Origin of the sequence: Streptomyces sp. NPDC059861 (assembly GCF_042731435.1) — a bacterium.
Lineage (GTDB): Bacteria > Actinomycetota > Actinomycetes > Streptomycetales > Streptomycetaceae > Streptomyces.
Genome location: NZ_JBHWJQ010000003.1, coordinates 11,600 through 25,803 on the forward strand (window position 1 = coordinate 11,600; position 14,204 = coordinate 25,803).

Here is a 14,204-nt window from a genome sequence, read left to right on the forward strand (position 1 = left end):
CTCACCGGAGCCTGCTCGAAACGAGGATGGACACCAGGTGCAGCAGTGTCTGGAGCAGCGCGATCCCGGCGAGCACGGCGACGCCGAGCCGGGTGAAGAACAGGTCGCCGCGGCTCGCGTCGAGGATCGCGAGGACCAGGATCAGCAGCGACGCCTCGATGCCGAGGACCAGCCGGTGGAACTTGAGCGCGGCGGCGGCCCGGCGGGCCAGCGCCATGCCGGAGGAGCGCGGCTCGGACGCCGCCTCCTTGACCGGCGGCAGCCCGCCCTGGTGCCGGGCGACGCCGACGAGGTCGGTCTCCGCCTTGATCAGGATCGCGCCGAGGGCGGCCAGGGTGCCGAGGAAGGCCCACAGCCAGTCGACCCGGCCGCTGCCCCACAGGTCGGCGGCGCGCAGGCCGAGACCGACGAGCACGGCCGCGTCCGTGAGGTAGGCGCCGACCCGGTCCAGGTAGACGCCGCCCAGCGAGAACTGCTGCTTCCAGCGGGCGATCTCGCCGTCGACGCAGTCCAGCAGCAGGTACAGCTGGACCATCACCACGCCGAGCACGGCGCCCGGGATGCCCGGCACCAGCAGGGCCGGGGCCGCGAGCACACCGCAGACGGTCATCAGGTACGTGAGCTGGTTGGGCGTGACCCTGGTGTTCACCAGGTAGCGGTCGACCCGCAGGGACACCTCACGCATGTAGAGGCGTCCCGCCCAGTGCTCACCGCTGCGCCGGTCCTTCACCCCGGCGGGGTGGACGACGGGGCGGAGTTCAGCTACCGATGGCCTTGACATAGTCGGCGTAGGTGTCCTTGATCTGGTGGGTTTGCAGGTCGAGGTGTTCGAGGATCGTGTAGCGGCCGGGCCGGGTCCGGGGGGCGTACTCCACGACCCGGACGAATTCGTCCGGGGTGAAGCCGATCTCCTCCGGCAGCACCGGCAGCCCGTGCCGGCGCAGCACCTCGGCCATGTACGCCGACTCCTCGTGCGCGCCGCGCAGATACATGGCGAAGGCCGCGCCCAGTCCGCACTGCTCGCCGTGCGCGGCCGCCCGCTGGGGGAACAGCAGGTCGAAGGCGTGGTTGATCTCGTGGCAGGCACCGGAGGACGGGCGGGAGTCGCCGGAGACCGACATGGCGATACCGCTGAGGACCAGTGCCTCGGCCAGCACCTGGAGGAAGTCGTTGTCGCCGATGCCGCCCGGGTGCCGCAGCACGGCTTCGCCGGCCTGGCGGGCCATGGCCGCGGCGAGGCCGTCGATCTTCTCGCCCTTGACGCGGTGGGCGAGCTCCCAGTCGGCGATCGCGGAGATGTTGGAGACCGCGTCGCCGATACCGGCCCGGACGAAGCGGACCGGGGCCTCGCGGATGACGTCCAGGTCGATGACGACGGCGATCGGGTTGGGCACGCCGTACGAGCCGCGTCCGGCGTCGTTGTCGAGGGTCGCGACCGGAGAGCACAGGCCGTCGTGCGCGAGGTTCGTCGGCACGGCGACCAGCGGGAGGCCGACGCGGGCCGCGGCGAACTTGGCGCAGTCGATGATCTTGCCGCCGCCGAGTCCGACGAGCGCGTCGAAGTGGCCCGTCTTCATGTCGCTCGCCAGCCGCACCGCGTCGTCCAGGGTGCCGCCGTCGACCTCGTACCAGGTGGCGCCGGGCAGTTGGGGAGCGACGCGGTCGCGCAGCCGGGCGCCGGAGCCGCCGCTGACGGCGACGGCGAGCCTGCCCGAGTGCGATATGCGCTCGTCGGCGAGCACGCCGGCCAGGTCGTCGAGGGCACCCGGGCGGATGTCCACGACGACCGGAGTCGGAACGAGCCTGGTCAGTACCGGCACGCGATCTCCCGTCCCCGGGCCAGATCGTCGTGGTTGTCGATCTCGACCCACGGCACGTCGCCGATCGGAGCCACGTCGATCTTGAAGCCGCGGTTGACGAGCTCCTGGTAGCCGTGCTCGTAGAACTGCTGGGGGTCGCTCTCCCAGACGGTCCGCAGGGCGTCCGCCAGTTCGGGGGCGGCGTCGCCCTCGATGAGGGTGACGCCTATGTACTCACCGGTGGCCTCCGCCGGGTCCATCAGCTTGGTGATCTTCCGGACGCCCTGCTCGGGGTCGACGACGACCTTCATCTCCTCGTCGGCCAGCGACTTCACGGTGTCGAGGGCGAGGATGATCCGCCTGCCCTCGCCGCGCGCGGCGAGCAGCGTCCGCTCCACGGAGACCGGGTGGACGGTGTCGCCGTTGGCGAGGATCACGCCGTCCTTGAGCGCGTCACGCCCGCACCACAGGGAGTAGGCGTTGTTCCACTCCTCGGCCTTGTCGTTGTCGATGAGCGTGAGCTTCAGGCCGTACTCGCGCTCCAGCTCGGCCTTGCGGGCGTACACGGCCTCCCTGCGGTAGCCGACGATGATCGCGGCCTCGCTCAGGCCGATCTCGGCGAAGTTGGCGAGGGTGAGGTCGAGCACCGTGGGACCGTCCTCGTCGCCCGCGGGCCCCACCGGCACCAGCGCCTTGGGCAGGGTGTCGGTGTAGGGGCGCAGACGCCGGCCGGCGCCGGCCGCCAGCACGAGGCCGATCATGCGGGTTCTCCTTCGTCGTGTACGGCGGGTGCGCCCTGTCGATGGGCGGACACCCAGAACCGGATGCTCTCCAGGAGCACCAGCAGGGCGACGGCCACGGCGAGGACCGTGAGCGCGACCGTGAACTGCGCGGCGGTCAGCACCACGGCGAGCACCACGACCACCAGCGTCCGGCCCTCGTGCCCCCCGATCGCCCGCACCAGCCAGTGCGGGGGCGCACCCGCGTCGCCACGGATGCGGTAGACCGTGTCGTAGTGATGGTAGGCGACGGCCGCAACCAGCCCGAAAGCCGCGGGAAGTGCCCCGTTCACCTCCGATTCAGCTGCCAGGATCAGCACGGTCCCGTATTCGGCGGCCCGGAAGAAGGGCGGAACCAGCCAGTCCAGCGCGCCTTTGAGGGTGCGTGAGACGGCGGCCGCGGAGAACGCGACGTAGGCGAGCGCGGCGAGCAGGGTCGGCCAGGTCGCGCCCAGGAGTGCGGCGGAGGTCACCACGAGGAGACCGCCGACGGCTGCCCAGAGAGGCGCCGCGGCGACGCGCGCCTTGCGTGTGAGAAGTTCCACCAGGGGCCCGCTGTCCGCCAGATCGGCCAGCGCCCGTTCCGCGCGGTCGGTTCGCACGGCCTTGCGGTTCAGCGACCGCAGGACGCGGCCCGCCGTGGTGTAGCTCGCGGCGAACGCGCAGCCGATGAGCAGCACGTAGAAGGTGATGCGCGGCGTCGTGACGGCCGTGAGCACGGCGATCAGTGCCCAGCGTTCACCGATCGGCAGGACGATCATCCGGCGCACCCACACCGTCCAGCCGACACTGTCCAGTTTGTCCGAAAATGCGGCAGTGGGGCTGGTGTTGGCGGTGGCGGACGGATCTCCGACGTTCGCCTCGTTGAAGGAGAAGTCGACGACATGCCGGCAGGTCTGCAGGATCATCGCGCCGAGGGCGAGGGCCCACACGTCGTCGCCACCTCGGGCGGCACCGAGGGCGAGGCCCGCGTAGTAGGCGTACTCCTTGGCGCGGTCGAAGGTGGCGTCCAGCCAGGCGCCGAGGGTTGAGTACTGCAGGGAGTAGCGGGCCAGCTGGCCGTCGGTGCAGTCGAGCACGAAGGACGCGATGAGCAGCACGCCGGCCGCGACGAACCCGCCGCGGGTGCCGGTGGCCGCGCAGCCCGCCGCTATCAGGGCGGTGAGCAGGGAGGCGGTGGTGACCTGATTGGGGGTCAGTCCGCGCCGGGCGCACCAGCGGGCGATGTAGCGGGAGTACGGGCTGATGAAGTGGGTGGTGAAGAAGCCGTCGCGCGACTTGACCGCCGACTTCAGGCGTACGGCCTCGTCGTCGACGGCGGCGACGGCCTGCCGGGCCTCGTTGCGGGCCTGCGGGTCGGCGGGCACGACGGCGACCAGGCTGCCGAGCTCGGGCCGGTGCACGTCCGTGTCCAGCGTGCCGGTGATCCGGTCGGCGAGGCTGTCGACCAGCAGCGTGCCCTGCGCGGAGGTCTCACGGGCCAGCGCGCGCGTCAGGGCCTGGCGGCCGGCGGGCTGGGCCGTGACGGCGCCGGGTATCGCGGCGAGCGGGAAGCGCGGGTCGGTGAGGCCGAGGCGCAGTGCGTGCAGATGGCCGACGAAGCGGGCGTCGACCACGGCGACCCGCTGGTCACCCGGCACCTGGGCGAGAAGGGTCTCGGTCTCGGCGGGGTCGGCGGCGATGCGCACCTCGAAGCCGAGCGACCGCAGATCGCCCTCGATCGACGATCCGGGGACCGGCTGACCGGTGAGGATGGCGGTCGGCAACCGAACTCACTCCCTGGTGGCCGGCGTCTCCGCGCCGGTCTCGTGCATGGTGGGGCGCCCTCTGGGGCAGGCGGAGCTGCACCGGCGGACGGCATGTCGGCAGAGGCTATCGGATGATAGGAAGCCCGTGTTCACCGGCCGTTAACGGTCCGGTCGACACGGTCTGCAGGCACCTCCGCGGCGATCATCATCGGGGATGCCCGGGCCGGCGTACAAGATCGGACTCCCGGAAGCGGGCAAGCATGGCATACGGGACGCAGGACCGGGCCGGGGCGGGCGCCGACCGGGATTAGGGTGGGCCACCATGACATGGCTGATCACCGGCGGTGCCGGATACATCGGAGCGCATGTGGCGCGGGTCATGGCGGAGGCCGGGGAGCGCGTCGTCGCGCTGGACGACCTCTCGGCCGGGATGCCCGCGCGGCTCCCGGCGGGCGTGCCCCTGGTGCGGGGCTCGGCCGGGGACGCCGAACTGCTGAAGCGGGTGTTCGCCGAGCACGCGGTGACGGGTGTGGTGCATCTCGCGGCGCGCAAGCAGGTCGGCGAGTCCGTCGCGCAGCCCACGCGCTACTACCAGGAGAACGTCGGCGGTCTCGCGATCCTGCTGGACGCGGTCGCCGGCGCCGGGATCGGGCGCTTCCTCTTCTCCTCCTCCGCGGCCGTCTACGGCAACCCCGATGTGGAACTCATCACGGAGGACACACCGTGCGCCCCGATGAGCCCCTACGGCGAGACCAAACTCGCCGGTGAGTGGCTGGTGCGCGCGGCGGGCCGGGCACACGGCATCGCCACGGTGTGCCTGCGCTACTTCAACGTGGCGGGCGCGGCCGCGCCGGAGCTGGCCGACACCGGCGTGTTCAACGTGGTCCCCATGGTCTTCGACCGGCTGACGCGCGACGAGGCCCCGCGGATCTTCGGCGACGACTACCCGACGCCGGACGGCACCTGCGTGCGCGACTACATCCATGTCGCCGACCTCGCCGACGCGCACCTCGCGGCGGCCCGGCGGCTGTCGGTGCCCGAGGCGTCGGGCGACCTGACCGTGAACATCGGCCGCGGCGAGGGGGTCTCGGTACGTGAGCTGGTCACCCTGATCGGTGAGGTGACCGGCGACGCGCGTCCCGCCGTCGTCGAGGCGCGCCGGCCCGGGGACGCGCCGCGTGCCGTCGCCTCGGCCGCGCGGGCCGCCTCGGAGCTGGGCTGGGCCGCCCGGCGCGGAGTACCCGAGATGGTCGAATCGGCATGGCGGGGATGGCGGCACCACTACGGCAGCTGAACGCCGTCCCGTTCACCGCAGCGCCCTGACCTGCCCATCGTTTCCGCTGGTCAGGGCACATGACAACGGTGTTCAGTGCCGCGTTGCCGGATACCCCCCACCCGTAGTTGACTGGGGTCCGGACCCGATTCCAGGAGGCGGCTTTCATGGGGGCAGGGCACGATCACGGGCACACGCACGGCGCGCCGGTCACCGGTACGGCGGCCGCGGCATACCGCGGTCGGCTGCGGGTCGCGCTGGGCATCACGCTCACCGTCATGGTGGTCGAGATCGTCGGCGGCGTGCTCGCGGACTCCCTCGCGCTGATCGCCGACGCCGCGCACATGGCGACCGACGCGCTCGGTCTCGGCATGGCGCTGCTGGCGATCCACTTCGCCAATCTGCCGGCCAGCGCCCACCGGACCTTCGGGTTCGCGCGTGCCGAGATCCTCGCCGCGCTCGCCAACTGTCTGCTGCTGCTCGGGGTCGGCGGCTACGTGCTCTACGAGGCGATCCAGCGGTTCGTCACGCCGGCCGCCACCGAGGGCGGGCTGACCATCGTGTTCGGCGCGATCGGTCTGGTCGCGAACATGATCTCGCTCACGCTGCTCATGCGAGGTCAGAAGGAGAGCCTGAACGTGCACGGCGCGTTCCTGGAGGTCGCCGCCGACGCGCTGGGCTCGGTCGCGGTGCTGATCTCGGCGGCGGTGATCCTCACGACCGGCTGGCAGGCCGCCGACCCGATCGCCTCGCTGGTCATCGGCCTGATGATCGTGCCGCGCACGCTGAAGCTGCTGCGCGAGACGCTCGACGTGCTGCTGGAGTCGGCCCCCAAGGGCGTCGACATGGCGCAGGTGCGCACGCACATACTGGAGCTCGACGGGGTGGAGGACGTGCACGACCTGCACGCCTGGACGATCACCTCGGGCATGCCGGTGCTGTCCGCGCACGTCGTCGTCCGTTCCGACGTCCTGAACGCGATAGGGCACGAGAAGGTCCTCCACGAGCTACAGGGCTGCCTGGGCCACCATTTCGACGTGGAGCACTGCACGTTCCAGCTGGAACCGAGCGGCCACGCGGAACACGAGCCGAGACTGTGCCACTGAGCGCCGGGGCGGCGCACGCAAGCCCGCCCGACGCGGGACCGGCCGTCGCCGGAGCCTCCGGAGCGCGTCGCGCCGCCGCGCGCCCCCGCGACTTCCTGTACAGCCCGTAGCGGATGGTTCCTTCTCCGTGAGCCGGGCACGATCACCTTCCGGGCCCTCTTCCGGTGCCGACGCGCCGGGAAGTGCCGGGAGTGCCGGATTCGTACGGCAGACTGGGGCGCGAGGAACGAGGCGAAGGATGGGTATGCCGATCACACCTGCCACCGCGACGCACAGCTCGTCGAACGGCACCGCGGAAGCGATCCTGCTGGAACTGGTCGACGAGAACGGCGCGACGATCGGTACCGCGGAGAAGCTCGCCGCCCATCAGCCACCGGGTCAGCTGCACCGGGCGTTCTCGGTGTTCCTGTTCGACGAGTACGGCCGTCTGCTGCTACAGCAGCGGGCCCTGGGGAAGTACCACTCCCCCGGTGTGTGGTCCAACACCTGCTGCGGCCACCCCTACCCCGGCGAGGCCCCCTTCGCGGCGGCGGCCCGGCGGACGTTCGAGGAGCTCGGTGTCTCCCCGTCACTGCTCGGCGAGGCGGGCACCGTGCGCTACAACCACCCGGACCCCGCCTCGGGCCTGGTGGAGCAGGAGTACAACCACCTCTTCGTGGGACTGGTACAAGCACCGCTGCGGCCGGACCCGGAGGAGGTGCACGCCACGGCGTTCGTCACGCCGGGCGAGCTGACGGACCGGCACGCCAAGGACACCTTCTCGGCCTGGTTCATGACGGTGCTGGACGCGGCCCGTCCCGCGATCAGGGAGCTGACCGGTCCGTCCGAGGGCTGGTGATCCTCAGATCAGCCTTCCGGGGTTGAGCGGCAGGGCGGCCCAGATCACCTTGCCGCCGCTCGCCGTGTGCTCGACGTCGCACACCCCACCCACCTCCCGGGTGATCTCCCGCACCAGCAGCAGGCCCCGGCCACCGGTCCGGCCGTGGTCGGTCTCCAGGGCGGTCGGGCGGTAGGGGTGGTTGTCCTCGACGGACACCCGCACCCACTCGGCGCCGACGGCGACCTCCACGGCGAGCACCGGCGAGAGCACCGCCGCGTGCCGTACGGCGTTCGTGACCAGCTCGGAGACGATCAGCAGCAGTCCCTGGAGCACGTCGTCCGTGACCGGCACCCGCTGACGCAGGAGCAGATCCCGTACGGCGTGCCGGGCCTGGGGGACCGAGGCGTCGATCGCGGGGGCGGTGAACCGCCAAACGCCCTCGTAGGGCAGTGGGGCGCGCGTCCTCGGCTCGTCGGGTGCGTCTGTGCCGCCTTCGGGGCGTGGGGCGGGCCCGCGCCCGTGGTCGTCCATGGTCCGGTCGCCACCCTTGTGCTCGATTGTCACCACACGTCGAGTGTTGGTACCGGACCGCTCTCCACCGGAGGACTGAACAGAAGTCAGCGACTATCGAACGCTTCTGACCGTTGGCGTATGACCCCGTCAGTTGTGGGACTGCATCCTGTCCCGCCGGTGCCGACTTTACGAACTATTCGGCTTGTACGGGTTTCGTGGTGTCCCCTTGGGCGCCCTGAGTGCCCTCGTCGGCCCCGGTGGCGTCCTCCACCATGCCGACGACCCGGCGGCCGCCGAAGCCGGTGGCGATCAGGCCCAGGCCGTCGAAGAGCAGGGCCAGCGAGATGAACGTGCCGATGACGTACTGGCTGCTGCTCGGCCAGGAGCCCAGCACCGCGACGCCCAGCAGCAGGTCGAAGGCGCCCAGGAGCAGCGTCCAGCCGAACTGCGCTCCGCGCACCACCAGGGCGCCCACCAGCCGGAAGAGCCCTGCGGTGAGGAACAGCAGGGCGGCGAACATGGCCAGGGCGTCGGCGGCGGCCTCGGGGCTCTTCAGGATCACGACACCCGCCGCGATGTTCAGGGCCGCGACGATCGCCGCGAGCCAGAAGAAGTTGCTGCCGCGTCCCTCGATGGCGTGCAGCAGTCCGACCACGCCACCGATGAGCAGCAGCCAGCCGAACAGCAGCATGGACGTCAGGGTGGCCACGCCGGTGTACACGAGCCCGACGAGACCGCCGAGGACCAGCAGCACGCCCAGCGCGACCAGCCGGCCGAAGCCGCGCCGCAGTTTCGCCTTCTCGTCCTTCGCGGTCCTGGCCATCGGCTGCCGCCTCCTCTCACGGGCCCCCTCGTCGATCGTAGTGAGCGCGGGTACGGCTAGCATCCGGCGCATGGAGCCCCAGCTGCTGCACGGTGTCGCCGATTCGGTCGCCACGGTCGTCATCGCCCATCCGGCCAAGCGGAACGCCATGACGGCCGGGATGTGGCGGGCGCTGCCTCCGCTGCTGGCCACCCTGGCGGCCGACCCCGGGGTAAGGGCCCTGGTACTGACGGGTGAGGGCGGCACGTTCTGCGCGGGCGCCGACATCTCCACGCTGCGGGACTCGCCCGCCGAGGCTCAGGGGCTGTCCGTGCTGGCCGAGGAGGCGCTCGCCGCGTTTCCGAAGCCGACGCTGGCGGCGGTCCGCGGGCACTGTGTGGGCGGTGGGGCGCAGCTCGCGGCGGCCTGTGATCTGCGGTTCGCGCAGGAGGGCGCGCTGTTCGGGGTGACACCGGCGAAGCTGGGGATCGTGTATCCGGCCTCCGCGACCCGGCGGCTGGTGTCGCTGGTGGGTCCGGCCACGACCAAGTACCTGCTGTACTCGGGCGAGTTGATCGACAGCGGCCGGGCGTTGCGCACCGGGCTGGTCGACGAGGTGCTGCCCGAGGGTGAACTCGGCAAGCGGGTAGTCGAGTTCACCAGGATCCTGGTCTCCCGCTCGCAGCTGACGCAGGCGTCGGCGAAGGAGTTCGCCGACGGGCGCACCGACCGGGACGCCCACTGGGCCGTGCACGCGCGCGGCAACGCCGACACGGCGGAGGGCGTCGCCGCGTTCCTGGAGCGGCGGCAGCCGCGCTTCACCTGGACGGTGCCTGCTTCAGGATGAACCGGCTCCGGGCGCGCAGGGCCTCGACGATGTGCGCGGGCGCCTTGTGCGGCGACCCGGCGCCGTAGGGCGGCTGCGGGTCGTACTCCGTGGCCAGTTGGACGGCTTGGGCGTGGTCGTCACCCGCGATCCGGCCGAGCAGGGCGAGCGCCATGTCGATGCCGGAGGAGACGCCGGCGGCGGTGACGTACTTCCCGTCGAAGACGACTCGCTCCCCGGTCGGTTCGGCCCCGAACGGCCGGAGCTGGTCGAGGGCGAGCCAGTGGGAGGTGGCACGCCGCCCGGTGAGCAGGCCGGCCGCGGCGAGCAGCAGGGAACCGGTGCACACGGAGGTCGTCCAGGTGCTGGTGGCGTCCACGGCGCGCAGCCAGTCCAGCACGGCCTCGTCGTCCATCAGGGCGCTCTGGCCGGGGCCTCCGGGCACGACCACGAGATCCGGACCGGGGACCTCGTCGAGCGCCTTGTCGGCGGTGAGGGCCAGCGCTCCGGTGTCGGCGCGGACGGGGCCCGCCTCCTTGGCGACGAAGACGGTCTCGGCGTCCGGGATCCGGGAGAGGATCTCGTAGGGGCCGACGGCGTCGAGGGCGGTGAACCGGTCGTAGACGAGCAGGGCGATCTGCATGGCGGGCCTTTCGGTGGGTGGGCGGAGCCTCATGGGGCAGGGGCCGGGGCCGGGCGGAAACGCCGGCGGTATTCGGCCGGGGATGTGCCCAGGGCGTTGACGAAGGCGCGGCGCATGGCCTCCGGGGTGCCGTAGCCGCTGGTGCGGGAGATCTCCTGAACGCCGCCGCAGGTGTCCTCCAGCAGGCGGCGGGCGTGTTCGAGGCGGACGCGGTCCACGTAGCGGCCGGGTGTCATGCCGGTCTCGGCGCGGAAGGCGCGGGCGAAGTGGCGTGGCGAGAGGCTGGCGCGCGCCGCGAGGGCCTCGACGGTCAGGTCACCGGCGGGGTGCTCGGTGATCCACCTTTGGACCTCGCGCAGCGGTTCGCGCCAGGCGGTCTGGGCGGCCAACTGGGCGCTGAACTGGGACTGGTTGCCGGGGCGGCGCAGGAAGACCACCAGATGCCGGGCGATGGCCAGGGCCGTGTCGCGTCCCAGGTCCTCCTCGACCAGGGCGAGGGCCAGGTCGATGCCCGAGGTGACGCCGGCCGAGGTGGAGACGTGTCCGTCCCGGACGTAGATGGGGTCGGCGTCCACCCGTACGGAGGGGTGGTCGCGGGCGAGGGTGGCGGCGTACGCCCAGTGGGTCGTGGCGTTCCGGCCGTCCAGCAGACCGGCCTCGGCCAGCAGGATGGCCCCGGTGCAGACGGAGACCAGCCGTTCGGCGCCCGGCCCGCGCTCGCGCAGCCAGTCGGTCAGGCGCGGGTCGGGCCTGCGGGTGCCGCGCCCGCCGGGCACCACGAGCGAGTGCGGGTCGCGAGCGTCGACGAGCGCCTGATCCGGTACGAGGGTCAGTCCGCTGGAGGCGCGGACCGGGCCGCCGTCCAGGGAGGCGGTACGGATGCGGTAGGACCCAGGAGTGTGCTGCTCGGCTCCCGCGAAGACCTCCACGGGCCCGGTGACATCGAGGCTCTGCACGCCGTCGAAGAGGACGACCAGAACGGTTCGCTGCGCCATACCGGCGATTCTTCGCGTGTTGCGGCATGGCCGCAATGACGAGCTTCCCACCTTTCCTGCCACCGCCTTGATCGGCATGGGCCGCGAAGGACGAGGTACTCGGAGGGCGTCCGTCCGGCGGAGACCTGATGCGCCGGGGGACGAGAGACAGGCAACACCACCGACGAAAGGGGAACGACGTGTTCCGTGCCATCGCGGATGTCCTGCGCCAGATCGGCGGCGCCGTCGCCACGGTAGTGACGCTGCCGTTCCGGGCCGTGGCCCGCCTCCTCGGCGGCGCTTCCGGGTCCGGACGGCGTGGCGCGCGCCGGGTCTGAGAACCGCCGCCCCGCCACTTCCCGCCCTGGTCCCCTGTTGTCGGTGTCACCTGCCACAATTGCCGCGCAACCCGAAGTGGAGAAGGCGGTACGGGATCGTGACGACACCCCTCGTAGGGTCCATCGAAGGCAGGATCGCCGAGGAACTCGGCGTACGGGAGCGGCAGGTCAAGGCTGCCGTGGAGCTGCTCGACGGCGGTTCTACGGTGCCCTTCATCGCCCGCTACCGCAAGGAAGCGACCGAAATGCTCGACGATGCGCAGCTGCGCACGCTCGAGGAGCGGCTGCGCTATCTGCGGGAGCTGGAGGAGCGGCGGACGGCGATCCTGGAGTCGGTGCGCGAGCAGGGCAAGCTCACCGATGAACTTCAGGCGCAGATCCGGGCCGCGGAGACCAAGGCGCGCCTGGAGGACATCTACCTGCCCTACAAGCCCAAGCGGCGTACGAAGGCGCAGATCGCCCGGGAGGCAGGTCTGGAGCCACTGGCCGAGGGGCTCCTCGGCGACGCGTCCGTCGAGCCCCTCGCGGCCGCGGCCGCGTTCGTGGACGCGGACAAGGGCGTGGCAGACCCGCAGGCCGCCCTGGACGGCGCCCGGGCGATCCTCACCGAGCGGTTCTCGGAGGACGCCGACCTGATCGGTGAGCTGCGCGAGCGCATGTGGGTGCGCGGCCGGCTGGCCGCGAAGGTACGGGAGGGCAAGGAGGAGGCCGGCGCCAAGTTCGCGGACTACTTCGACTTCGCCGAGCCGTTCACCGAGCTGCCCTCGCACCGGATCCTGGCGATGCTGCGCGGTGAGAAGGAGGACGTCCTCGACCTCGTCCTGGAACCGGAGGAGCCGACGGAGGGGCCCTCGTCGTACGAGGGGATCATCGCCGGCAGGTTCGGGATCGCCGACCGTGGGCGTCCCGGTGACAAGTGGCTGACGGACACGGTCCGCTGGGCCTGGCGGACCCGTGTCCTGGTCCACCTGGGCATCGACCTCCGTCTGCGGCTGCGCACGGCCGCCGAGGACGAGGCGGTCGGCGTGTTCGCGACGAACCTGCGGGACCTCCTGCTCGCCGCCCCGGCCGGTACGCGCGCCACGCTGGGCCTGGACCCCGGTTTCCGTACGGGGGTGAAGGTGGCCGTCGTGGACGCCACCGGCAAGGTCGTCGCGACCGACGTCATCCATCCGCACGTCCCGGCCAACAGGTGGGACGAGGCGATCGCCAAGCTGGCCCGGCTGGCCAAGGAGCACGCGGTCGAGCTGGTCGCGATCGGCAACGGCACGGCGTCCCGCGAGACCGACAAGCTCGCCGGTGAACTCATCACCAGGCATCCGGAGTTGAACCTCACCAAGGTGATGGTGTCCGAGGCGGGCGCGTCCGTGTACTCGGCCTCCGCCTTCGCCTCGCAGGAGCTGCCCGACATGGACGTGTCGCTGCGCGGCGCCGTGTCGATCGCGCGTCGGCTCCAGGACCCGCTCGCCGAGCTGGTGAAGATCGATCCGAAGTCGATCGGGGTCGGCCAGTACCAGCACGACCTGTCCGAGGTGAAGCTGTCGCGCTCGCTGGACGCGGTGGTCGAGGACTGTGTGAACGGCGTGGGTGTCGACGTCAACACCGCGTCCGCGCCGCTGCTCTCGCGCGTGTCGGGCATCTCCTCCGGACTCGCGGAGAACATCGTGGCCCACCGGGACGCCAACGGCCCGTTCACGTCCCGTTCCGAGCTGAAGAACGTGGCGCGGCTCGGGCCGAAGGCGTACGAGCAGTGCGCGGGCTTCCTGCGGATCCGGGGCGGCGCCGACCCGCTGGACGCGTCCAGCGTGCACCCCGAGGCCTACCCCGTCGTTCGGCGGATGGTGAAGACCACCGGCCAGGAAGTGGCCGCGCTGGTCGGCAACACGAGTGTGCTGCGGTCGCTGAGGCCGCAGGACTTCGTGGACGAGACGTTCGGTCTGCCGACGGTCGACGACATCCTCAAGGAGCTGGAGAAGCCGGGGCGCGACCCGCGCCCGGCGTTCAAGACGGCCACCTTCAAGGAGGGCGTCGAGAAACTCGCCGACCTCGAGTCGGGCATGGTCCTGGAGGGTGTGGTCACCAACGTGGCCGCGTTCGGGGCGTTCGTCGACATCGGGGTCCACCAGGACGGTCTGGTGCACGTGTCCGCGATGTCGAAGACGTTCGTCAAGGACCCGCGGGACGTCGTCAAGTCGGGCGACATCGTGAAGGTGAAGGTCCTCGACGTCGACATTCCGCGCAAGCGGATCTCCCTCACCCTGCGTCTGGACGACGAGGCGGTGCCTCAGGAGCGGGGTGCCGCCGAGCGCCGCCCGCAGCGGGGCCAGCGCCCGCCGCAGCAGCGGCAGGGCGGTGGCGGTGGTGGTCGCCAGGGGGCCGGCGGTGCCCGCCAGGCACTGGCTCCGGCGAACAGCGCGATGGCCGACGCCCTGCGGCGCGCGGGACTGCTCGACCCCAAGAAGGGCGGCCGGGGCTGAGTCGGGCGGCCCGGGCCCTCGCGAGAGCGCAGGCCCGGGCCGTCCGGGTCGTGCCGCACCCGGCCACGCGGGCCCGGGTCCCGTGGGCTTCGTGCGGTGGCGCGTG

Annotated in this window: 14 protein-coding genes; 6 read left to right on the plus strand and 8 right to left on the minus strand. The window is 71.7% G+C overall.

The genetic code is table 11. From position 1 onward, the window contains the following. Position 1 precedes the first annotated feature (1 nt). The 4 genes from ACFV6X_RS03420 to ACFV6X_RS03435 are packed head-to-tail and all read right to left on the minus strand — an operon-like array spanning position 2 to position 4,344. The gene (locus ACFV6X_RS03420) at positions 2-781 is read right to left on the minus strand and encodes a CDP-alcohol phosphatidyltransferase family protein (RefSeq protein ID WP_385376949.1); all 780 of its coding nucleotides are present in this window, start codon (positions 779-781) and stop codon (positions 2-4) included. Continuing rightward, positions 759-1,820, minus strand: coding sequence for an iron-containing alcohol dehydrogenase family protein (locus ACFV6X_RS03425; RefSeq protein ID WP_365449844.1), 1,062 nt, complete (start codon positions 1,818-1,820; stop codon positions 759-761). The genes ACFV6X_RS03420 and ACFV6X_RS03425 overlap by 23 nt, the downstream gene beginning before the upstream one ends. Continuing rightward, positions 1,808-2,560 carry a sugar phosphate nucleotidyltransferase gene (locus ACFV6X_RS03430; protein ID WP_385376953.1) on the minus strand — a complete coding sequence of 251 codons (753 nt, stop codon included), beginning with the start codon at positions 2,558-2,560 and terminating at the stop codon, positions 1,808-1,810. The genes ACFV6X_RS03425 and ACFV6X_RS03430 overlap by 13 nt, the downstream gene beginning before the upstream one ends. Continuing rightward, on the minus strand, positions 2,557-4,344 hold the full coding sequence (locus ACFV6X_RS03435; protein ID WP_385376956.1) for a DUF5941 domain-containing protein: 1,788 nt from the start codon (positions 4,342-4,344) through the stop codon (positions 2,557-2,559). Before ACFV6X_RS03435 ends, ACFV6X_RS03430 begins: the two co-directional genes overlap by 4 nt. 304 nt (positions 4,345-4,648) lie before the next feature. On the opposite strand from ACFV6X_RS03435, the gene galE reads away from it, so the two are divergent. The 3 genes from galE to idi all read left to right on the plus strand — a co-directional run bounded on the left by galE (position 4,649) and on the right by idi (position 7,543). Beyond that, positions 4,649-5,620 carry a UDP-glucose 4-epimerase GalE gene (galE, locus tag ACFV6X_RS03440; protein ID WP_385376959.1) on the plus strand — a complete coding sequence of 324 codons (972 nt, stop codon included), beginning with the start codon at positions 4,649-4,651 and terminating at the stop codon, positions 5,618-5,620. A gap of 146 nt (positions 5,621-5,766) precedes the next feature. Continuing rightward, positions 5,767-6,705 (plus strand): cation diffusion facilitator family transporter, encoded by a 939-nt coding sequence (locus ACFV6X_RS03445; RefSeq protein WP_385376962.1) that lies wholly within the window; start codon positions 5,767-5,769, stop codon positions 6,703-6,705. A 244-nt stretch (positions 6,706-6,949) separates the two neighbouring features. Further along, a complete protein-coding gene (gene idi / locus ACFV6X_RS03450; protein WP_385376964.1) occupies positions 6,950-7,543 on the plus strand; it encodes an isopentenyl-diphosphate Delta-isomerase in 594 nt (197 codons plus the stop codon). Between the two features lie 3 nt (positions 7,544-7,546). On the opposite strand, the gene ACFV6X_RS03455 is transcribed toward idi, so the two are convergent. Together ACFV6X_RS03455 and ACFV6X_RS03460 are read right to left on the minus strand one after the other, a co-directional pair. Then, the gene (locus ACFV6X_RS03455) at positions 7,547-8,056 is read right to left on the minus strand and encodes an ATP-binding protein (protein ID WP_385377501.1); all 510 of its coding nucleotides are present in this window, start codon (positions 8,054-8,056) and stop codon (positions 7,547-7,549) included. Positions 8,057-8,231: 175 nt separating this feature from the next. Then, complete coding sequence (locus ACFV6X_RS03460) at positions 8,232-8,861, minus strand: HdeD family acid-resistance protein (protein ID WP_385376966.1); 630 nt, start codon at positions 8,859-8,861, stop codon at positions 8,232-8,234. A 70-nt stretch (positions 8,862-8,931) separates the two neighbouring features. Between ACFV6X_RS03460 and ACFV6X_RS03465 the strand changes: the two genes are divergently transcribed. Beyond that, positions 8,932-9,687 (plus strand): enoyl-CoA hydratase/isomerase family protein, encoded by a 756-nt coding sequence (locus ACFV6X_RS03465; protein WP_385376968.1) that lies wholly within the window; start codon positions 8,932-8,934, stop codon positions 9,685-9,687. Here the strand turns inward: ACFV6X_RS03465 and ACFV6X_RS03470 are convergent. Together ACFV6X_RS03470 and ACFV6X_RS03475 are read right to left on the minus strand one after the other, a co-directional pair. Next, on the minus strand, positions 9,659-10,309 hold the full coding sequence (locus ACFV6X_RS03470; RefSeq protein ID WP_385376970.1) for a DJ-1/PfpI family protein: 651 nt from the start codon (positions 10,307-10,309) through the stop codon (positions 9,659-9,661). The two genes, ACFV6X_RS03465 and ACFV6X_RS03470, sit on opposite strands and share 29 nt — an antisense overlap. A 29-nt stretch (positions 10,310-10,338) precedes the next feature. Next, entirely contained in the window at positions 10,339-11,304 is a 966-nt protein-coding gene (locus tag ACFV6X_RS03475) for a GlxA family transcriptional regulator (RefSeq protein WP_385376973.1), read from the minus strand. Positions 11,305-11,483: 179 nt separating this feature from the next. Here ACFV6X_RS03475 and ACFV6X_RS03480 point away from each other — a divergent pair, with 179 nt between their 5' ends. Both ACFV6X_RS03480 and ACFV6X_RS03485 read left to right on the plus strand, forming a co-directional pair. Continuing rightward, the gene (locus ACFV6X_RS03480; RefSeq protein ID WP_218512358.1) at positions 11,484-11,621 is read left to right on the plus strand and encodes an LPFR motif small protein; all 138 of its coding nucleotides are present in this window, start codon (positions 11,484-11,486) and stop codon (positions 11,619-11,621) included. Positions 11,622-11,719: 98 nt separating this feature from the next. Then, positions 11,720-14,098, plus strand: a complete 2,379-nt coding sequence (locus ACFV6X_RS03485) for a Tex family protein (protein ID WP_385376976.1) — start codon at positions 11,720-11,722, stop codon at positions 14,096-14,098. Positions 14,099-14,204: the final 106 nt, after the last annotated feature.